16 protein-coding genes are annotated in these 20,170 nt (G+C 65.2%); 4 read left to right on the forward strand and 12 right to left on the reverse strand.

Annotated elements, in window-relative coordinates; translation table 11 throughout:
• Positions 1 to 17 precede the first annotated feature (17 nt).
• The 4 genes from JYG36_RS08850 to JYG36_RS08865 all read left to right on the forward strand — a co-directional run bounded on the left by JYG36_RS08850 (position 18) and on the right by JYG36_RS08865 (position 4,224).
• Positions 18 to 2,399 (forward strand): efflux RND transporter permease subunit, encoded by a 2,382-nt coding sequence (locus JYG36_RS08850; protein ID WP_093387402.1) that lies wholly within the window; start codon positions 18 to 20, stop codon positions 2,397 to 2,399.
• Positions 2,400 to 2,535: 136 nt separating this feature from the next.
• Entirely contained in the window at positions 2,536 to 2,829 is a 294-nt protein-coding gene (locus JYG36_RS08855) for a DUF5629 family protein (RefSeq protein ID WP_093380652.1), read from the forward strand.
• Complete coding sequence (locus JYG36_RS08860) at positions 2,792 to 3,922, forward strand: lactonase family protein (RefSeq protein ID WP_249744411.1); 1,131 nt, start codon at positions 2,792 to 2,794, stop codon at positions 3,920 to 3,922. The genes JYG36_RS08855 and JYG36_RS08860 overlap by 38 nt, the downstream gene beginning before the upstream one ends.
• Positions 3,923 to 4,044: 122 nt before the next feature.
• A complete protein-coding gene (locus JYG36_RS08865) occupies positions 4,045 to 4,224 on the forward strand; it encodes a hypothetical protein (protein WP_010223291.1) in 180 nt (59 codons plus the stop codon).
• Here the strand turns inward: JYG36_RS08865 and JYG36_RS08870 are convergent.
• From JYG36_RS08870 to JYG36_RS08925, 12 genes are all read right to left on the reverse strand, one after another.
• Positions 4,221 to 4,814: a glutathione S-transferase gene (locus JYG36_RS08870; protein ID WP_213603613.1), complete on the reverse strand. Its 594-nt coding sequence runs from the start codon at positions 4,812 to 4,814 to the stop codon at positions 4,221 to 4,223. The genes JYG36_RS08865 and JYG36_RS08870 overlap by 4 nt on opposite strands.
• Positions 4,811 to 8,458, reverse strand: coding sequence for an AAA family ATPase (locus JYG36_RS08875; RefSeq protein ID WP_213603615.1), 3,648 nt, complete (start codon positions 8,456 to 8,458; stop codon positions 4,811 to 4,813). Before JYG36_RS08875 ends, JYG36_RS08870 begins: the two co-directional genes overlap by 4 nt.
• Positions 8,455 to 9,696, reverse strand: a complete 1,242-nt coding sequence (locus JYG36_RS08880) for an exonuclease SbcCD subunit D C-terminal domain-containing protein (protein ID WP_213603617.1) — start codon at positions 9,694 to 9,696, stop codon at positions 8,455 to 8,457. Before JYG36_RS08880 ends, JYG36_RS08875 begins: the two co-directional genes overlap by 4 nt.
• A gap of 51 nt (positions 9,697 to 9,747) precedes the next feature.
• Positions 9,748 to 11,373, reverse strand: a complete 1,626-nt coding sequence (locus JYG36_RS08885) for a BatD family protein (RefSeq protein ID WP_093380669.1) — start codon at positions 11,371 to 11,373, stop codon at positions 9,748 to 9,750.
• Positions 11,370 to 13,091 (reverse strand): tetratricopeptide repeat protein, encoded by a 1,722-nt coding sequence (locus tag JYG36_RS08890; RefSeq protein WP_213603619.1) that lies wholly within the window; start codon positions 13,089 to 13,091, stop codon positions 11,370 to 11,372. The genes JYG36_RS08885 and JYG36_RS08890 overlap by 4 nt, the downstream gene beginning before the upstream one ends.
• On the reverse strand, positions 13,088 to 14,164 hold the full coding sequence (locus JYG36_RS08895) for a vWA domain-containing protein (RefSeq protein ID WP_045195041.1): 1,077 nt from the start codon (positions 14,162 to 14,164) through the stop codon (positions 13,088 to 13,090). Before JYG36_RS08895 ends, JYG36_RS08890 begins: the two co-directional genes overlap by 4 nt.
• A complete protein-coding gene (locus JYG36_RS08900) occupies positions 14,157 to 14,651 on the reverse strand; it encodes a DUF4381 domain-containing protein (RefSeq protein WP_093380674.1) in 495 nt (164 codons plus the stop codon). Before JYG36_RS08900 ends, JYG36_RS08895 begins: the two co-directional genes overlap by 8 nt.
• Positions 14,648 to 15,592, reverse strand: coding sequence for a DUF58 domain-containing protein (locus JYG36_RS08905; RefSeq protein ID WP_093380676.1), 945 nt, complete (start codon positions 15,590 to 15,592; stop codon positions 14,648 to 14,650). The genes JYG36_RS08900 and JYG36_RS08905 overlap by 4 nt, the downstream gene beginning before the upstream one ends.
• A 4-nt stretch (positions 15,593 to 15,596) precedes the next feature.
• Positions 15,597 to 16,556 (reverse strand): AAA family ATPase, encoded by a 960-nt coding sequence (locus tag JYG36_RS08910; RefSeq protein WP_038994235.1) that lies wholly within the window; start codon positions 16,554 to 16,556, stop codon positions 15,597 to 15,599.
• Positions 16,557 to 16,758: 202 nt separating this feature from the next.
• The gene (locus JYG36_RS08915) at positions 16,759 to 18,087 is read right to left on the reverse strand and encodes an MFS transporter (RefSeq protein ID WP_045195035.1); all 1,329 of its coding nucleotides are present in this window, start codon (positions 18,085 to 18,087) and stop codon (positions 16,759 to 16,761) included.
• A 46-nt stretch (positions 18,088 to 18,133) separates the two neighbouring features.
• Entirely contained in the window at positions 18,134 to 19,327 is a 1,194-nt protein-coding gene (gene lhgD / locus JYG36_RS08920; protein WP_195884709.1) for an L-2-hydroxyglutarate dehydrogenase, read from the reverse strand.
• 109 nt (positions 19,328 to 19,436) lie between these two features.
• The gene (locus JYG36_RS08925; RefSeq protein ID WP_045195031.1) at positions 19,437 to 20,147 is read right to left on the reverse strand and encodes a FadR/GntR family transcriptional regulator; all 711 of its coding nucleotides are present in this window, start codon (positions 20,145 to 20,147) and stop codon (positions 19,437 to 19,439) included.
• Between the last annotated feature and the right edge of the window lie 23 nt (positions 20,148 to 20,170).

Below are 20,170 nucleotides of genomic sequence, written 5' to 3' on the forward strand. Positions count from 1 at the left end.
GTCAGGAGCAGTTCAACATGAACCAGCAGCAACACCATCAGGACAAGGCGACCTTGCTTGAGCGCCTGATCTTCAATAACCGCCCGGTGGTGATCCTCATCTGCCTGCTGGTCAGCGTGTTCCTGTTCTGGCAGGCCACGCAGATTCGTCCGTCCACCAGCTTCGAAAAAATGATCCCGCTCGAGCATCCGTTCATCGAGAAGATGCTCGAACACCGCAACGACCTGGCCAACCTCGGCAACACCGTGCGCATCTCGGTGGAGGCCACCGACGGCGACATCTTCAGCAAGGACTACATGGAAACCCTGCGTCAGGTGCATGACGAGGTGTTCTACATCCCCGGCGTCGACCGCTCCGGGCTTAAGTCGCTGTGGAGCCCCAGCGTGCGCTGGACCGAAGTGACCGAAGAGGGCTTCGCCGGCGGCGAGGTGATCCCGCAGACCTACGACGGCTCGGCCGACAGCCTCGACCAGTTGCGCAACAACGTGCTCAAGTCCGGGCAGGTCGGGCGCCTGGTGGCCAACAACTTCAAGTCGAGCATCATCGACATCCCGCTGCTGGAGTCCTACCCCGACCCGCAGGACCAGGGCAGGCTGATCAAGCTCGACTACCAGCAATTCTCCCATCAGCTCGAAGAGAAGATCCGCGACAAGTTCCAGGCCCAGAACCCCAACGTGAAGGTGCACATCGTCGGCTTCGCCAAGAAGGTCGGTGACCTGATCGACGGCCTGATGATGGTGGCGATGTTCTTCGGCATCGCCCTGGTGATCACCTGGGTGCTGCTGTACTGGTTCACCTGGTGTATCCGCAGCACCATCGCGGTGCTGATCACCACCCTGGTGGCGGTGGTCTGGCAATTGGGCCTGATGCATGCGGTGGGTTTCGGTCTTGACCCGTACTCGATGCTGGTGCCGTTCCTGATCTTCGCCATCGGCATCTCCCACGGGGTGCAGAAGATCAACGGCATCGCTTTGCAGTCCAGTGATGCCGACAACGCCCTGACCGCGGCCCGGCGCACCTTCCGCCAGCTGTTCCTGCCGGGGATGATCGCCATCCTGGCCGACGCCGTGGGCTTCATCACCCTGTTGATCATCGACATCGGCGTGATCCGCGAGCTGGCCATCGGCGCTTCGATCGGTGTGGCGGTAATCGTCTTTACCAACCTGATCCTGCTGCCGGTCGCCATCTCTTATGTCGGCATCAGCAAGAAGGCCATCGAGCGCAGCAAGAAGGACGCCACCCGCGAGCATCCGTTCTGGCGCCTGCTGTCCAATTTTGCCAGCGCCAAGGTCGCGCCGGTGTCCATCGTCCTGGCCTTGCTGGCCTTCGGTGGCGGCCTCTGGTACAGCCAGAACCTGAAGATCGGCGACCTCGACCAGGGCGCGCCGGAGCTGCGTCCGGACTCGCGCTACAACCAGGACAACGCCTTCATCATCAACAACTACTCGACCAGCTCCGACGTGCTGGTGGTCATGGTCAAGACCCCGACCGAAGGCTGCTCGGTGCACTCGACCATGGCGCCGATCGACGAGCTGATGTGGAAGATGGAGAACACCCAGGGGGTGCAATCGGCGATCTCCCTGGTGACTGTGTCCAAGCAGATGATCAAGGGCATGAACGAGGGCAACCTGAAATGGGAAAGCCTGTCGCGCAACCCGGACGTGCTCAACAGCTCGATCTCCCGAGCCGACGGCCTGTACAACGCCGACTGCTCGCTGGCGCCGGTGCTGATCTTCCTCAACGACCACAAGGCCGAGACCCTCGACCGCGCGGTCAAGGCGGTGCAGGAATTTGCCGACACCCACAACAAGGAAGGCCTGGAGTTCCTCCTGGCGGCCGGTAACGCCGGTATCGAGGCGGCCACCAACGAGGTGATCAAGTCGGCCGAGCTGACCATCCTGATCCTGGTGTACATCTGCGTGGCGGTGATGTGCATGATCACCTTCCGCTCGTTTGCCGCAACCTTGTGCATTGTCCTGCCGCTGGTGCTGACCTCGGTGCTGGGCAACGCCCTGATGGCCTTCATGGGCATCGGCGTCAAGGTCGCGACCCTGCCGGTGGTGGCGCTGGGCGTGGGTATCGGCGTGGACTACGGCATCTACATCTACAGCCGCCTGGAGAGTTTCCTGCGTGCCGGGCTGCCGCTGCAGGAAGCCTACTACCAGACCCTCAAGTCCACCGGCAAGGCGGTGCTGTTCACCGGCCTGTGCCTGGCCATCGGCGTGTGCACCTGGATCTTCTCGGCGATCAAGTTCCAGGCCGACATGGGCCTGATGCTGACCTTCATGCTGCTGTGGAACATGTTCGGCGCGTTGTGGCTGCTGCCGGCACTGGCGCGGTTCCTGATCAAGCCGGAAAAAATGGCGGGCAAGCAGGGCGGTTCGATTTTCGCCCATTGATGCGGCAATCGCGGGGCAAGTCGGATCGCCGCACCGCCGCTCCCACCCTGGCTGTGGGAGCCGCGGTGCGGCGATCCGACTTGACCCGCGATGCTTTCAGGTATCATGGGGGTTTCCCGCCAGTGATATCCCTGCAATGACAACCCTCTCCCAAGCCCTCGAATCCTGCAACATGCTCCTGGTCGACGGCCTGCACGCCTTTGACTTCAGCTTCGACGAAACCGGCCTGCGCATCGAGTTGATGGACGGCCGCGCCTTGAAAAAATACGCGTTCTCCCCCGAGCAGATCGGCGCCGCCCGGCTCGAAGGTACCGACTGGCTGATCACGGCCGACACCGGCGAGCATCGGCTAGTCTGTATGAGTGCCTTTAGTGCCCGCGAAGAGGATGACGATGACGCGCCTGCTGAAGAACCTGCTGATCGCCAGTAGCATGAGCCTGATGCTCACCGCCCAGGCCCATGAGCTGCTGGTCGGCAGCTACACCGCAGGCAGCAGCGAGGGCATCTACCGTTACCGCTTCAACAGCGACAGCGGCCAGATCGACCCCACGCCTCTGCAGGTGCTCAACAGTGAAAACCCGTCCTGGCTGACCCTCTCGGTCGACAAGCGCCTGCTGTTCGCGGTCAACGAGAATGGCGCCGGCAGCGGCCAGGTCAGCAGTTTTGCCATCGGCAAGGACGGCAGCCTCAAGGCCTTGAGCCAGGTGCCCAGCCTGGGCGACGAGCCGACTCATTCCAGCCTCAGCCATGACCAGCGCTACCTGTTCGTCGCCAACTACGGCGTGTTGCCCGCCCCGGGCGGCAGCCTCAGTGTGTTGCCGGTAGACCGCAACGGCCACTTGCAGGCCTCGGTGCAGCAAGACCGGCACAAGCCCAGCGGCGTCAATCCGGAGCGCCAGACCGGGCCGCACGTGCATTCGGTGGTGTCCTCGGACGACGGCAAGTACGTGTTCGCCAGTGATCTTGGCGCCGACAAGGTGTTTGTCTACCGTTACGACGGTGCCAGCCCCACCCAGCCCCTGAGCGCGGTCGAGCCGGTAAGCCTGCCGCCGGGCAGCGGGCCGCGCCATTTGCTGTTTGACCGCGACGGCAAGCATGCCTACCTGACCCTGGAAATGAGCGCGCAAGTGGTGGCGTTCGATTACCAGGACGGCAAGCTGCTGGAGCTGCAGCGCCTGCCCTTGACCGAACAGGGTGATGCCTCGGCCCGCGCGGCGGGGGCCTTGCACCTGTCGGCTGACGGGCGCTTTCTGTATGTCAGCAACCGCGGTACGGCCAACGAGCTGCTGGTGTTTGCCGTCGATGACAAGACCGGCAAGCTGATGCAGGTGCAGCGGCGCAGTGTCGAAGGTGATCATCCTCGGGAATTCACCCTCGACCCGAGCGGCAAGTTCCTGCTGGTGGCCAATCAGAAGAGTAACCAGATCGTGGTGATCCGCCGTGATCCGCGCAGTGGCTTGCTCGGTGAAACCGTGCAGAAGCTGGCCCAGGATGCGCCCTCGGACCTGAAGTTCGTCAACTGACTATCAATTGCGCTGATGTTTGCTACTGCTGCAATGAATTTCTGTGCGCCGCGCCAGCGGCGTAAGTTTGAACCACGGCCCCAGACGGCCACTTCAAACCACAGACTTCGAGGGTCAGCGCCATGAACTTCAACCTTTTCCCGGTCATCGCCGCTTCCGCCATTTCTGCTTCGGTGGTCCTGCCGGCCAACGCCCACGTCGAGCTCAGCGAGCGCAAATCGTCGACCCAGAGCTACACCCAGAAATACCTGCAACAAAGCGCCAACTTCTACGCCGCGCTGGACCACAAGTCGCAGCACTAGCGCGCCATGATCGCCTTGAACAGCGCCGACTCCAGCCAACCCTGCAGCCACGCCCGCAAGTGCGGGTAGGGCGCCTGGGCAAACCATTCAGGCTCGACCCCGGCGAACTGGCGCATCAATGGCAGTAACGCCGCATCCGCCAGGCTTGGATGGTCAGCGAACAGGTAGGCCTGGTGCGCCAGTCGCTCATTCAGCTCGGCCAGCCAGGGTTCAGCCTGTGCCCGGTACTCCTCACGCGAGTGCTGTGGGTAGCGTTCAGCGTACTTGTACAGATTGACCTGCACCTTGAACTGGCGATCATTGCGCTCGATCAGCGCCTCGGCGGCCTGCGCCGCCTGCGGGTCGGCCGCCAGTTGCCAGTCTTGCGGATCATGCCGGGCCAGGGCCCAGCGCATGATCTCCAGGCTTTCCTCCAGCACCAGGCCGTCTGCACTCAACACCGGTACCGTGCCCTTGGGCGACAGTGCCAGAAGCTCGGCAGGTTTGGCCTTGAGGCTGACTTCGCGAATTTCTACCGGACACTCGGCATAGCGCAGCGCCAGGCGCGCACGCATGGCCCACGGGCAGCGGCGGAACGAGTAGAGGATCATCCGCTGACCTCCACCGTGCTCAGGCCATTGCCCTGGCGACGCACCTGGATCTGCACCGGGATACGCTCGTGCATTTCCTGTACGTGGGAGATCACCGCGACCTTGCGGCCCTGGGCCTGCAGGCCGTCGAGGGCGTCCATGGCCAGTTGCAGCGACTCCGGATCAAGGCTGCCGAAGCCTTCGTCGATGAACAGCGACTCGATGCGCAAGGTGCTTGAGGCCATCGATGCCAGGCCCAGGGCCAGGGCCAGCGAGACCAGGAAGGTTTCACCGCCCGACAGCGAATGCACCGAGCGCAGCTCGTCGCCCATTTCCGTGTCCAGCACCAGCAAACCGAGCAGGCTGCCACCGCGCTTGAGCCGGTAGCGCCGGGCCAGCTGACGCAATTGGGCGTTGGCGTGGTGCACCAGCAGGTCGAGGTTGTAGCCCTGGGCGATCTTGCGGAAGGTGTCGCCGGTGGCCGAGCCGATCAGGGCGTTGAGCCGCGCCCAGCGCTGCCATTCGCCGTAGGCGCTGGCGATCCGTTCGGCCAGGGCCTGGTGCGCCAGTTGCCGGCGCTGGTCTTCAGCCTGGGCGGCACGCAGTTCGGCGCAGGTCTGTTCGCTGGCCGCCAGCTGTAGCTGCAGGCTGTCGATTACCTGCTCCAGGGCTTCGCGGGTGAGCTCGGCGTTGCCCTGGGCCTGATGCTGGTCCAGGCGCTGCTGGCGCTCCTGCAGCAGGGTACGGGCCTGTTCGATGGCTTTTTCGGCGTCCTGCAGACCCTGACGCAGCTGCGCTACGGCGTTGTCGTCCAGTGCCAGCAATTGCTCCAGACCGCTATCGTCCAGTTCCGGGTGGCCCTGGCGCCATTGTTCGATCTGCGCGCGAACCTCGTTGTGTTCCTGTTCCAGGTTGCTCAGGCGTTCGTCTTTGGCCTTGAGCTCGGCGGCCAGTTCGATCAGTTGCGCCTGGGTTTGCTGCAGTTGTTGCAGCGCCTGGGTTTCAGCCTGGCGTGCGTGCTCCACGGCCTGTTCCAGATGCTGCTGCCAGTGTTCGGCGCTGGCCTGTTCGCCGAGCAGGGCGGTGAGGCTGTCGCGGCTGCTTTGATGCTGGTGTTCCAGCTCAGTGCACTGTTGTTGCAGCTCTTCGTGTTTTTGTACCCGCGCCTGTTGCTGCAGCTGGGCTTTGTCCAGGCTCTGCTGGCGCTCGGCATGTTCCTGCTGTTCGTCCTTTTGCCGTTGCAAAAGATCCAGGCGCAGGGCCAGTTGCTGGTCCAGGCGCATGAAGGCGGCGGCCGGCTCCTGGCGCAGGTCGTTGAGGATGTCAGCGGGCAACAGGCTGGCGAAGCTGCCCAGTTCCTGTTCCAGGCGTTCTTCGTCACTGGCCAGCGCTGTTTGCTGCTGGCTCAGGTGCTGGCTGGCCTGCTGGCTGGCTTCTTGGGCTGCCTGCAGCTGCTGTTGCAGGCGGCTGGCGTCTTTTTGCAGGGTCAGCAGGGCGTTCTGGCGCTGCTCGTCACGACCGATGTCGTGGTTCAGGTTGCGTGCCTGCAAGTCCAGCCAGGTGCTGCGCTGGCTTGCGTCCTGAGCGGCCAGCGACGGGTACAGCGGGTGCGCTTGGAGGCTGGGCAGCAGCGCCTGTTGCTGGCTGCCCAGTTGCTCCTGCTGGTGCAGGTACTCCTTGATCTGGCCGTTGACCCCGCCCAGTTGCGTGCGCAGCTCATCGAGTTGCTTCTTCAGCCCGTCGACCACCTGCTGGGCATTGGCTTCTTCGTTCTGGTCGTGGCGGCCGAGGCTTTGCAGCAGGGCTTCGGGCTGATGGTAAGGGTGTTCCTGGCTACCGCAGACCGGACAGGGCTGGTCGTCCTGCAATTGCGCGCGCAGTTCTTCGACGCTCTGGCTGCGGGCCAGGCGCTGGCGTTCGAGCAACTGGCGAGTGAGGTTCAGCGCCTGTTCGGCGGCGGTCAGCTGGTTTTTGCTATTGAGGCCTTCGCTGATCAGCTGTTCGCGTTGTTGCAGGGCAGCTTGCTGGCGTTCGCGCAGGGCTTGCAGGCGCTGTTCGAGCTCTTGCTGGTTGCTCCACAGCCGGCTCAGTTCTTCGACCTGGCGTTGCTGCTGGCGGTTTTTCTGCAACAGCTCGCCAAGCAGGCCGATCTGTTCGGCCAGTGCCTCGGGTTCGGCCTCGGCTTCGCGGTAGAGCAGGGCCAGGGCGGCGCGTTGCGTTTCAAGCTGGGCGTGGGCCTCGCTGGCGCGTTGCTGCAGGCCCGGCAGTTCGGCACGGCCCTGGTTTAGGCGGTTGCCCAGTTGCATCAGTTGCTGCAGGCGGTGGCGATAGGCATTCCAGGCTTCGCTCAAGCCAGCCAGCGCCACGCTTTGCTCAAGCTGCGCGCCGATCTGCTGCAAGCGTTGTTCGCTCAGGCGTTGCTGCTCATTGAGGCTCAGCAGCTGTTGCTGGCCTTCGGCACTGGCCTGTTCGGCCTGCTGCTTGAGCCCTGTGCTGTTGGTCAGCTCCTGCTGCAAACGGGTCAGGGTGTTTTGTTCGGCAAAGGCCTGGCGTAGCGCAGGTGCGCTGTCGCTTTGTTGTGCCAGGGCCAGGCCCAGGGCTTCGCGGGCCTTGGCCTGTTCGTCCTGCAGCTGCTGCTGACGGCCTTGCAACTGCTCATGTTGCTGGCGCTGCGCGGCGATACTCGCGGCCAGCGGGCTGAGCTGGGCATTGAGCGCCTGCTGGCGGGCGAACTGGTGACGCTGCGGCGCCAACTGTTCCAGGCGCGCAAGCTTCAGCCGCTCACCGTGCAGGCTATCGTGGTGGTGTTGGGCGCTGTGCAGTTGCGCGCTGGCGGCCTGCACTTGCTCTTGCAGTTGCAGCAGCTCGCTGAGCCAGCTGCGTTGCTGTTCGAGCAGGCGCAGTTGCGCCTGTTCGGCCTTGAACCCGTCGAGCGCTTGGGTGTAGTGCAGGTCCAGTTCGGCGCGAGCCTCGGCGGCCATGGGCAGCACGCCGCTGGCCTGGTCCTGCAGGGCTTTGTGCGCCTCTTCGGCTTCTTTGCTCTTGCTGTAGGCGCGGCGCCCCAACTGGCTGTAGATCGCCGTGTTGGTGAGCTTTTCCAGCAGCTCGCTGCGCTCTTTGTCATCGGCCTTGAGGAAGGCGCTGAACTCGCTCTGGGCGAGCATCACGGCACGGGTGAACTGCTCGAAATTAAGTCCCAGGCGCGACTCGATCAGTTGCTTGTATTCGGCCTTGCTCTGGTTGCTCAGCAGTTGCTCGCTGTCCAGGTCATGCAGGCTCTGGCGGCTGCCTTGCAGCTTGCCGTTGGCCTTGTCGCGGGCGCGGTTGGTTTCCCAGCGGGCGCGGTAGCGACGACTGTCGATGCCGACGAAATCCACCTCGGCAAAGCCGCTGCCCGAACCCCGACGCAGCAGGGTGCGCGGGTCGCTGGTAAGGATGTCGCTGTCGACTTCCGGCACTTTGGTTTCGCGGCCGATGTTGCTCAGCCGCGGCACCGCGCCGAACAGCGCCAGGCACAGGGCATCGAGCAGGGTGCTCTTGCCGGCGCCGGTAGGTCCGGTAATGGCGAACAGGCCGGCGCTGGCCAGCGGCTCGGCGCTGAAGTCGATCTCGATCGGGCCTTCCAGGGAGGCCAGGTTCTTCAGGCGGATGGCGAGAATCTTCATGGCTGTTCTTGCTCCTGCTGGACGTCCTGCAGCAACAGGGCAAAGTCGGCCAGGGTCTGTTCATCGACGGCGTTGCCGTAGGCCTGCTCCCAGGCGCGGCTGAACAGCTCGTGCGGGGTCAGTTGGCCGAGTTCCAGCAGGTCGGCGCTGCTGTCGTCTGCGCTACGGCCGTTGCCGGCATACTCGGCGGCGATGCGCACCAGGCGCACGGCCTTGCCGTGCAGGGCGCCTTCAAGTTGCGCGCGCAGGTCGGGCAGGGGTTCGTCCAGGCGTACGCGGATCTCCAGCCAGGGTTGGCGCTGCGGGTCGTCGAGCAGGTCGACCACCGGCAGCTCGGCCAGTTGCTCCAGCACCTCGGCCAGCGGCGCCGGGCCCAGGCGTTGCAGGTGCACGGCGCGCGGCACCAGGCGCGATTCGACGCTGGCAAGCTTGGCGCCGTCCAGTTCGATTTCCAGAACCTGGTGCTGATAGCCGATTTCCGAGAACGACAGCGGGATCGGCGAGCCGCTGTAGCGGATGCGCTCTTCGCGGTTGACCTTCTGCGGTTTGTGCAGGTGGCCGAGGGCGACGTAGCTGATCTCCGGGGCGAACAGCCGCGCCGGCAAGGCTTCGGCGTTGCCGATGATCAGGCTGCGTTCGGAGTCTTCCGAGATCGAGCCGCCGGCCATGTGGGCATGGCTCACGGCAATCAGCGCCTGGCCGTTTTTGCGTCGTTGCAGGGCGGCGGCGATGAGTTTTTCGTGGACCTGGGCGATGCCGCGCAGGTAGTCATCGCCCAGGTGCGCACCGGTGACTTCTGCCGGGCGCAAAAACGGCAGCGCCAGGCACCAGGCGGCGACCTTGCCCTTGGCGTTGGTCAGCGGAATCAGCAGGCGCTCGCTGTCCAGCTCGCCTTCATCCAGCCATTGCACACGGCCCAGGGCGTGGGTGCGCAGGCTGCGCATCAGCGGCGCCGGCAACTCGATGCGCGAACCGGAGTCATGGTTGCCGGCAATCATCACGATGGTCAGCTTGGGCTGCTGTTCGTGGGCCTGGACGATGAAGTCGTAGAGCCGTTCCTGGGCTTTGACCGGCGGGTTGACGGTGTCGAAGATGTCGCCGGCAATCAGCAGGGCATCGGGCTGGCGCAGCTTGAGCTGGCCGAGCAGCCACTCGAGAAAGCAGGCGTGTTCGAAGTCGCGTTCCTGGCCGTGCAGGGTTTGACCCAGGTGCCAGTCGGAGGTGTGAAACAGACGCATGAAGGGTTCCGCAGTGTGCCGGCGTGGCGCCCGGGGCGTCACGCCTTGAGGTTATTTGGGGTACAGCGGCGGCAAGCTGCCGTTCTCGCTTTGTGCAGGCTGGACCTGCTCGGCGGCCGGGATGGTACCGATGGCCCGCCATAATTCTTCGCCTTGCCAATACTGCCCGCTTTCGCTGTACAGCGCGCCGTTGAGGCCATCGAGGGCATCGGACAGCGGCACGAAACGCGCGGCCATCTCGGCCAGGGTTTCCGGTTGCTGGCGCGCCCAGGCATCCAGGGCCTGGCGCGTCGCTTGAGGGTCGTTGGCCTGGCACGCGCGCTTGAGGTCATCTAGCAGGGTGCGCGGGCTCGGCCCGCTTTGCGCCGCGCGTAGCACCGCCGGTTGCGAGCGCGCCCGCCACCACAGGGCAAAGCCCAGCAGGGTGGTCAGGGCCAGCACCAGGGTACTCAGTTGCCAGGGCCAGAGCAGGTAGGTGTGCACCGTGACCGGGTCGACGCTGGCCGGCTTGTCGGCGCTCAGCGCCGGGTTGTCCTCGATCTGCAGGCTGCGCGCCGGCAGATTGCTGCGTTCCAGATGATCTTCGCGGGTGTTCCACCAGACCACTTCCTGGCTCGGCAGTTCCAGCCTGCCGGCGTGGGTCGGTACCAGCGCTTCGCGCTCTTCACGCACCCCGAGCAGGCCGCGGTCATTGACCTGGTTGCGCAGTTGCGGCTGGTCCGGGTAGCGACGCAGGCCGCTCACTTCAGTGCCGGGCAGTGGTGGCAACTGGGCGCTGGACAAACCCTCGGCCTGGAGGATCACGGTGCGGGTCAGCGAGTCGCCGATTTGCGTCTGTTGCTGGGCCGGGTCCGGGCTCCAGTGTTCTTCCAGGGTCAGGCTGTTGGCCGGCAGCCACGGTGTATCGGCTGGGTAATCGGCCGGGATCGGGTCGACCGTCAACACCAGCGGCGTCGAGCTGACCTGCACCTGCTTGCCGGCGCGCGGGGTGTTGAGTTCCTGCTCGGCGTCGTTCTGCGCGGCGGTGGCGCTGAAGGTCAGGGCCGGGATTTTCAGGTCGCCGCTTTGCTGCGGGTAAATTGCATAGCGCATCTCGATCACGCCGTGGCGCACACCGTCGATGACTTTTTCGAAGGTGCGCGACTCACCCAGCGGCTCGACCCTGGCGTTGTCCAGCTGCAGCGGGCTGAGGCTGCTGTCGTCGTACAGCGGCACCGAGTGATAGATGCTCAGGGTCAGCACCGCCTGGGCCTGGACGTAAACCTCGGGCTGGTCGAGGCTGGCGTCGATGAACACCGGCCCGTGGTTTTCGCTGCTGATCTCGTTGGCCTGGATCTGCAGGCTGATCGGCTGGCTGCGCACCTCGCCCAGTTGCAGAGCGGGAATTTCCACGCTGCCGCTCTGGCGTGGCAACAGGGTGATGATCCAGCGGGTGTTGGCGCTGTTCTCGTCGAGGCTGTTGAGGCTGTTGACCTGGCGGGTGCCACGCACTTCGAAGCTGGCATCGAGCGGCGTCAGGTCGGGCTTGCCGAATTGGGTGACATCCTGGGTCTCGAGGGTCAGCTCAAGGGTTTCGCCGGCATTCAGGCGGGTGCGGTCGACACTGGCGAGCAGCGCCGCCGCCTGCACCTGCAGGGCGATAAAGAGGCTGAAGACCAGGACGCAGACGCGACTCATCGATGGGTTTCCTGATGTTGTTGCTGTTCATACCAGAATTTACGCCGCAACAGCTCGGCCGGGTTGTCCGGAATCTGTCGCAGCCATTGTTCCAGGGCCTGGCGCTGTTCGGCATCAAGGCTGCTGTCGGTCGGGCGCTGGGGCGGGCGGGTGGTGTCTTCGTCGTCCGCGCCGCTGGCCTGGTTTTGTGCCTGCTCGTTGGCGTTGTCTGCAGGTTTGCCCGCTTCATCGGCCTCTTGCGGTGGTTTTGCTGCGGCCTGGTCCTGGGCGTTCTGCGAGCTGCTGGCAGCGTCGCTGCTGCTGTTGGGGTCGCTTTGCTGGTTGTCTTCGGGCGGCTGCTCAGGCGTCTGTTCGGCCTGGCGTTGTTGCAGCAATTGCTCGACCAGGGCCTTGTTGGCCAGCGCCGGTTGCAGTTCCGGCTGGCGCTCCAGAGCCTGCTCGTAGGCATCCACTGCGGCTTCCAGTTCACCGCTGCGGGCCAGGGCGTTGCCGCGATTGTAATGGTCGGCGGCGCGGTTGCCCTGGGCGAACTGGCGCGCGGCGCCGTTGTAGTCGCCGGCCTCATACAAGGCCAGGCCTTTCCATTGCGGGTCTTCGAAGTGCCGCGCAGCTTCGGCCGGGCGCTGCTGCTCAAGCAGGCGCTGGCCTTGCTGGTCGGGGCGCAGCCACAGGTCGTTGAACTCGAAGGCGTAGCTTGGTTGCGGCAGGGCCAGCAGCAACGGCAGGCAGAACAGCCAGCCACGGCGGCCGGCGCAGGCGGCCAGCAGCAACAGTGGCAGCAACAGCCAATAGCCCTGGTCGGCCCAGCTGTCGAGCTGCACGGTCTGGCCATCGTCTCGCAGGCTGCGCGGGTTGTCGAACAGGCGCAGGCCGCGCAGGTCGAGGTCGTCGATGCGGGCGCTGCGATAACGCCCGCCGGTACTGGTGATAAAGGCTTTGAGGCTGGCGCTGTCAAGGCGCGGCAAGAGGATGCCGCCCTGATCGTCCTTGAGGAACTCGCCGTTGGCCTGCCTGACCGGCGCCCCCTCGGCGCTGCCGACGCCGAGCATCAACAGGCTCGGGCCCTGGCGGCCAAGCGCCTGGACGATGCCCTGGCGCTCCTGGGTATCGAGCGATGAGCCGATCAACAGCAGCCGGCCCTGGCCGATGCCTGCCTGGGCGAGCAGGGCCAGGCCCTTGCGCACGGCAAGATCCGCGCGCTGGCCGGCTTGCGGCATGATCGCCGGGTCCAAGGCTTCGAGCAGGTTGCGGCTGGTGGCCAGGTCGTCGGACAGCGGCACCAGGGTGTGCGCGCTGCCGGCGTAGACGATGATCGCGGTCTGGCTGTCGCGGCGGTGCTCGAGCAGGTCGAGGATCTTGCGTCGGGCCTGTTCCAGGCGGTTTGGCGCGGCGTCGTCGGCAAGCATCTGCGGGGTCAGCTCAAGCAGCACCACCAGCGGGTCGGCCGGGCGCTGGCGGGTGTCCTCCAGGCGCTGCCAGCTTGGGCCCACCAGGGCCAGCACGGTGATCAGCCAGGCCAGGCCCAACGCGATCCACGGCAGTTTGCTGTCGCGACCGTTGCCGCCACCGAGCAGCACGGCATGGAAGGCCGCGGGCAGGATCATCTGCCAGCGCCCGGCGCGTTTTTGCCGATGCCAGAGCTTCCACAGCAACCAGGCCAGCAGCGGCAGGACGACCAGCCACAGCGGGCGTAGCCATTGCGGCCACAGTTCGTTCATCGCCGCCTCCTCAAGCGCAGCCGTTGCAGGCGCTGGCGCCATTCCGGGTGCGGCTGCAAAAAGCGTGGGCGGCGCAGCAGGCGCTGCAACAGGTTATCGGGCCATTGCTGTTCGACCACCAGCAGCACGCTGAGCACCAACGCCAGGGCCAGCGGCCAGCTGTACAGCGGCTCGGCGGTGCGCGCCTGGGTCGGCTGCTGGGCCACAGGCTCCAGGCGGTCGAGGGCGTCGCCGATGGCTTGCAGTTCTTCGCCGTCGTGGGCGCGGAAGTAGCTGCCGCCGGTCAGTTCGGCGATTTCCTTGAGCGAGGCTTCGTCCAGGTCCAGGCTCGGGTTGATGCCCAGCAAGCCGGCGGTGCCGGTCTGCTCCGGGTCGGCACCAATGCCGATGGTGTAGATGCGCACGTTTTCCTGGGCGGCCAGGCGCGCGGCGGTCAGCGGGTGGATCTGCCCGCCGTTGTTGGCGCCGTCGGTGACCAGCACCAGCACCCGGCTCTGCGCCGGGCGCTGACGCAGGCGCTTGAGCGCCAGGCCGATGGCATCGCCAATGGCAGTGTTCTTGCCGGCGATGCCGATCTGCGCTTCGTCGAGGAAGGTGCGTACGGTGCGCCGGTCGAAAGTCAGCGGTGCCTGCAGGTAGGCCTGGCTGCCGAACAGGATCAGGCCGACGCGATCGCCCTGGCGCTCTTCGAGAAAGTCGCCGAGCAGGGCCTTGACCAGGGTCAGGCGGCTGACGTCGTCGCCTTGCCACTGCATGTCGGGAAAGTCCATGGAGCCGGAAACATCCACCGCCACCAGCAGGTCGCGGCCACTGGCGGCCACCGGCAGCGGTTCGCCCAGCCACTGCGGGCGGGCGGCGGCAAACAGCAGCAACAGCCAGACCAATACGAACGGCGCCTGCTGGCGCCAGGTCGGCAGGTTCAGGCGCGCGCGGCGCCCGGCCAGGCCTTCGAGTTCATCGAGGAAACTGACCTTGAGCACCGGCTCGCCGCTGTCGGCGGCCGGCAGCAGCAGGCGCGCCAGCCAGGGCAGCGGCAGCAGCACGAAGATCCACGGCCAGGCCAGTTCAAACATGTTTGCGGATCCAGGTTTCGACCGACTGGTTGAGGCCGTTGATGGCTTTGTCGTCGAGTTTGCATTCGGGCTTGTAGGCGCCTTCGACCAGTACCATCCAGCGGGTCAGGCCGGCGGCCGGGCAGCGGTTATCAAGAAACGCCAGCCATTGGCGGCCGTTGAGGGTATGGCTGTGGCTGCCCGGGTAATGGTTGCGGCACAGGCGCTTGAGCAGTGCGTTGATCTGCTGCAGCCAGGCCCCGGCCGGGGCACCGTCGTAGGGTTTGGGCAGGCGCGCGAGTTCGGCCAGGGCCTCGATGCGTACCGGGTCCAGAGGCAGTTCGGCGCGCACGATGGGCTTTTTGCCCGGGCGCCAATGGCGCAGGCGCCACAGGCCCCAAGCCAGTAGCGGCAGCAGCAACAGCAGTGCCCACCAGCCTGGCGCCAGCGGCCACCAGCCGATCGGCGGTGGGGCCAGCAGCGGCTGCAATTGATCGAGCGGGTTCACGAGGTTTTCCCCGGTCGTTGCGCGTTAAGGTACTCGCGCAGTTGCTCGATCATCTCGCTCTGGGTGCTCAGCGGCATCAGCACCACCCGCAGCTTTTGCGCCAGCAGCTCCCAGCGTTCGATGCGCGCCTCGCTTTGCTGGCGGTAGCTCTTGCGCAGGGTCGGGTCGAGGGTGTCGAGCTCCAGTTGCGCACCGTGCTGGGCAAAGCGCAGCAGGCCGGCGGCCGGCAGGGCATGGTCGAGCGGGTCGGACAGCGGCAACAGCAGCAGGTCGCAATGACGCGAAAGCAGGCTCAATTGCTGCTCGACCGCAGGCGTCAGCGCCCGCTCGTCGCAGATGATGATTGCCAGGCTGCCCGGGCGCAGCACTTCGCGGGCGCGGCGCAGGGCGATACCGAGGCTGTCGGCCTGGGGCACGGCTTCGGTGTGCAGCGACTGGTTGACCCGTGCCAGGCGGTTGAGCAACTGCAACAGGCTCTGCTTGCTGCGCCGTGGCTTGATTTCGTAGTGCTCGTTGTCGCCGAACACCAGGCCGCCAATGCGGTCGTTGTGGCCCAGCGCAGCCCAGCCGATCAGGGCGGCGGCCTGGGCGGCGAGCACCGACTTGAACATCAGCCCGGAACCGAAGAACAGACGCTGGCTTTGTTCGACGAGGATGAAGATCGGCCGCTCCCGCTCCTCATGGAACAGCTTGGTATGCGGCTCCTGGGTGCGCGCGGTCACCCGCCAGTCGATGTTGCGCACATCGTCGCCGGCCTGGTACACCCGCACCTGGTCGAAGTCGACCCCGCGTCCGCGCAGTTTCGAGTGGTGCAGGCCGACCAGCGGGCTGCGCTGGCCGGGCCGGGAGAACAACTGCACTTCGCGCACGCGATGGCGCATCTCGATCAGCTCGGCGAGGCTGATGCGGATTCCGGGCACGGCCAGCAGGCGATTGGGCATGGGTTCAGGCGACGGCGACGACGTCGAGGATGCGCTGGATCACCCGGTCCTGGTCAATCCCGGCGGCCTCGGCCTCGAAGGAAAGAATGATGCGGTGGCGCAGTACGTCGAACAGCACCGCCTGGATGTCTTCAGGGCTGACGAAGTCGCGTCCGGCCAGCCAGGCATGAGCCCGCGCGCAGCGGTCGAGGGCAATCGAGCCGCGCGGGCTGGCGCCGTAGGCGATCCAGTCGGCCAGCTCCAGGTCGAACTTGGCCGGGGTGCGGGTGGCCATCACCAGTTGCACCAGGTATTCCTCTACCGCGTCGGCCATGTACAGGCCGAGGATTTCCTTGCGTGCGGCAAAGATCGCCTGCTGGCTGACCCGTCGTTCCGGCTTGGTCTCGCCGTTGAGCGCCTCGCCCCGGGCCTGCTGGAGGATGCGCCGTTCGACGGCGGCATCGGGAAAACCAATCTTGACGTGCATGAGGAAGCGGTCGAGCTGGGCTTCGGGCAGCGGGTAGGTGCCTTCCTGCTCGATCGGGTTCTGCGTGGCCATCACCAGGAACAGCGGCGACAGCTCGTAGGTACTGCGCCCGACACTGACCTGGCGTTCGGCCATGGCCTCGAGCAGCGCCGACTGAACCTTGGCCGGGGCGCGGTTGATTTCGTCGGCCAATACCAGGTTGTGGAAGATCGGCCCCTGCTGGAACACGAAGCTGCCGGTTTCCGGGCGATAGATCTCGGTGCCGGTGATGTCGGCCGGGAGCAGGTCGGGGGTGAACTGGATACGATGGAACTCGGCTTCGACGCCTTCGGCCAGTTCCTTGATGGCCTTGGTCTTGGCCAGGCCCGGGGCGCCTTCGACCAGCATGTGGCCGTCGGCGAGGAGCACGATGAGCAAGCGCTCGACGAGTTTTTCCTGGCCCAGGATCTGGGTTGAAAGAAAGGTGCGCAGCGCGATCAGCGCCTCACGGTGTTCCATCGTTGACGGTTCCTGGAAAAAAGCCAGGGCGTGCGGCGTAAAAGCGCCCGGGCGGGGGCTGATACTTTAATCCATCCGGGGGCTTGCGACTAACGGCAGCAGGGAAAATTGTTCAAATCGTGAAGTCGGGGCTGCTGTGCAGCCCATCGTCGGCAACGCCAACTCCCACAGGGATCGCGCTGACCCTGTGGGACCCGGGGTGTCAGTTCTTGAAGCTGGAATGCTTGCGGCCCTGGTCGCACAGGGCAAACACCACCACGAACACCGCCGCCACCACCAGAATCAGCGCCACGCCGTCGGTGGAGTGGGTCGCCGAGTTGGCCACCAGCGCCAGGCCGCCCAGCGGTGCCAGGCCGCCGGCCACGGCGGTGCCGATCTCGCGCCCGGTGCCAAAGCCCGAAGAGCGGGTCTGGGTCGGGAACTGGCGGCTGAGGAACGAGCCCTGCGGGGCAAACATCATCGGTGCGAGGATGCCGGTACCGATGGCAATCGCCAGGTAGATCATCATCGGCTCGCCGGTGTTGAGCAGGCTCAGGAACGGGTAGGCGAACAGCACCGAGAACAGCCCGCCAAGCATCAGCACGGTCTTGCTGCTCCATTTGTCGCACAGCCAGCCGAAGAACGGCACGGCGATAATCGCCACCAGGCTGGCGATGGTCACCGACAGCGAGGTGACATGGGCTTCGACGCCTTTGTACTGGGTCAGGTAGGCCAGCGAGAAGGTCTTGAAGATGTAGCTCAGGGCGTTGTAGCCGATGGCCACGAAGAACACCACGGCCAGGCCTTTGAGGTCGTTGCGAAACAGCAGTTTGAGCGGCGATACCTGGTCCTTGGCCGGGGTTTTGTCGAGCTCTTTGAAGTCCGGGGTTTCCGGGATGCTTTTACGCACCCACAGGCCGACGCCGACCAGCACGATGCTGCAGATGAACGGGATGCGCCAGCCGCCGGCGAGCAGGAACTCGTTGCCGTTCATGGTCAGCAGGTAGACGGTCAGCGACGACAGCAGCAGGCCCAGGTTCAGGCCCAGCGCCGGCCAGGCGCCCTGGCTGCCGCGCTTGCCTTCGCTGGCGTGTTCATAAGAGGTCACCGCCGCGCCAGACAACTCGGCACCGGCACCCAGGCCCTGGATGATGCGTACCAGCACGAGGATGATCGGCGCCCAGATACCGATCGAGGCGTAGCTGGGGATCAGGCCGATCAGGGTAGTGCACACGCCCATCATGCAGAAGGTGATGACCAGTACCTGCTTGCGCCCGAAGCGGTCGCCCAGGTAGCCGAACAGCACGCCGCCGAAGGGGCGGGCGATAAAGCCGATGGCGAAGGTGGAGAACGCCAGCAGCGACGCCACCGCCGGGTTGCTCGGGTCGAAGAAGATCTTCGAGAAGACGATCGCCGCCATGGTCGCGTACAGGTAGAAGTCGTACCACTCCAGCATCGAGCCGAAGATGGTCGCGGCGGCGACCTTGCGCAGGCGTTTGCGTTTTTGTTCCGGGGTTTCGCTCGCGGCCGCAGCCGCCTCATGTACCGACATGTGGGGTGTTCCTTTTTTGTCTTTGTAGTTAGGTGTGCAGCAGGATTCAGCGGGCCTTGAAGATCCTTTCGGCGATCATCTGGCCGATCGGGATGGCCGAGGTGGCCGCCGGCGAGGGCGCGTTGCAGACGTGCACCATGCGCGGCGTCTCGGCGAACAGGAAGTCGTGCACCAGGGTGCCGTCGCGCATCACCGCCTGGGCGCGGATCCCGGCCTCATAGGGCAGCAGGTCTTCGACATTCAGCGACGGGCAGTATTTGCGGCATTGCTCCAGATAGCCGCCTTTGAACAGTGAGTTCTTCATCTCGGCGGTGCCGGAACCAAGGTTGTTCCAGATGGTTTTCCAGAACCCCGGAAAACGCGCGTATTCGGCAACGTCACGCCAGTTCACCGAGAACTTGCGGTAGTTTTCCCGGCCCAGCCCCAGTACCGCGTTCGGCCCGACGGTAACGCTGCCGTCGATCATCCGCGTCAGGTGCACGCCAAGAAACGGCAGCTCCGGGTCGGGGATCGGGTAGATCAGGTGGTTGACGATGTCGTTCTTGGCCGCAGGCAGGCGGAAGTATTCGCCGCGGAAGGGGATGATCTGGTGGTCGATCTTGACCCCGGCCATGGTTGCCAGGCGGTCCGATTGCAGGCCGGCACAGGCCACCAGCTGGCGGGCGCTCCAGACCTTGTCGTCGCTGCTGATGGTGACCTTGTCGGCGGTTTCGACAATAGCGCGCACGGTGGTTTGCAGCTGCACTTCGCCGCCGAATCGCTGGATGACCCGGGCCATGGCTTCGCAGACCTGCTGGTAGTCGACAATGCCGGTGGCATCGAGGAACAGGCCGCCGAGGCCGACGATGTTCGGCTCGCGGCGTTGCAGCTCCTTGGCATCCAACTGTTCGACCTTCAGGCCGTTCTGCTGCGAGCGCTCGTACAGGGCACGCATGCGCTCGACTTCCAGCGGCGTCGAGGCCACCAGCAACTTGCCGCAGACTTCGAACTTGATCTGGTGCTCGCTGCAGAACGCTTTGGTGGCCTGGGCGCCGCGCTTGCACAGGTCGGCCTTGAGGCTGCCCGGCGCGTAGTAGATACCTGCGTGAATCACGCCGCTGTTATGCCCGGTCTGGTGCTTGGCCAGGCTGCTTTCCTTTTCCAGGATCAGCAAGGAGGCGCCCGGTTGGCGTTCCAGCAGCGCCATGGCGGTGGCGAGGCCGACGATGCCGCCGCCGATGATGCAGTAGTCGTAGATCATGCAGGTGTCACCTTGGCTTGTTCTTATCAGAGAGTCTGCTTATCAGGTTGTCAGACTAAGTAGGTCAAACAAAAGGGCGCCATGCCGCAGCGCCCGTTCTATAGGGTGTTCAGTCGATACTCGGCAGGTCCAGTTTCAGGCGTTTGGCCGAGGCCCGCAGGTGCGCTTCGGCGCAGGCTGCGGCGCCAAGCCGGTCGCCATCGGCGATGGCCTGGTACAGCGCCTGGTGCTCGCGATGGGCATCGGCCGAACCGCCGACCGAATGCGCCGCCGAGTTTTCCCAGGCGGTGCGACGGGCTGCGGCCAGCTGGCCACGCAGAAAATCATGGAAAGCGACGAAATAATCGTTCTTGCTGGCCTCGGCGATGGCCCGGTGGAACTCCACGTCGGCAGCGGCGGCCACGGCAAACTCGCTGCGCTTGTCGAGCATCTCCTGCAGGGCCTTGCCCATGCGCGCCAGGTCAGCGGCGTCGCGGCGCTGGGCGGCTACCGAGGCGGCCTGGGTCTCGATCCACAGGCGCACTTCGAACATCTGCACCAGGTCCGGGCTGCGGCCTTGCGCAGCAGGGAAGCGGAAGACCGTGCCGGTCGGGGTTTGCGAAATGTACGAACCCAGGCCGCGGCGGGCGATCAGCACCCCGTCCGCCTTGAGCTGGGCCACTGCCTCGCGTACCACCGAGCGGCTGACGTTCAATTGCTCGGCCAGTTGCTGTTCGGTGGGCAGGCGCGATTCGGCCGCCAGGCGACCGGAATCGATTTCGGCGCGGATGGCGCCGACAACCCGTTCGACCAGGGTGTCGGGGCGCTGAAGCTCAAGCATGAGGGTGGCTCATTAATCAGGTT

The organism is Pseudomonas sp. SORT22 (assembly GCF_018417635.1).
In the GTDB taxonomy this organism is placed as follows: domain Bacteria; phylum Pseudomonadota; class Gammaproteobacteria; order Pseudomonadales; family Pseudomonadaceae; genus Aquipseudomonas.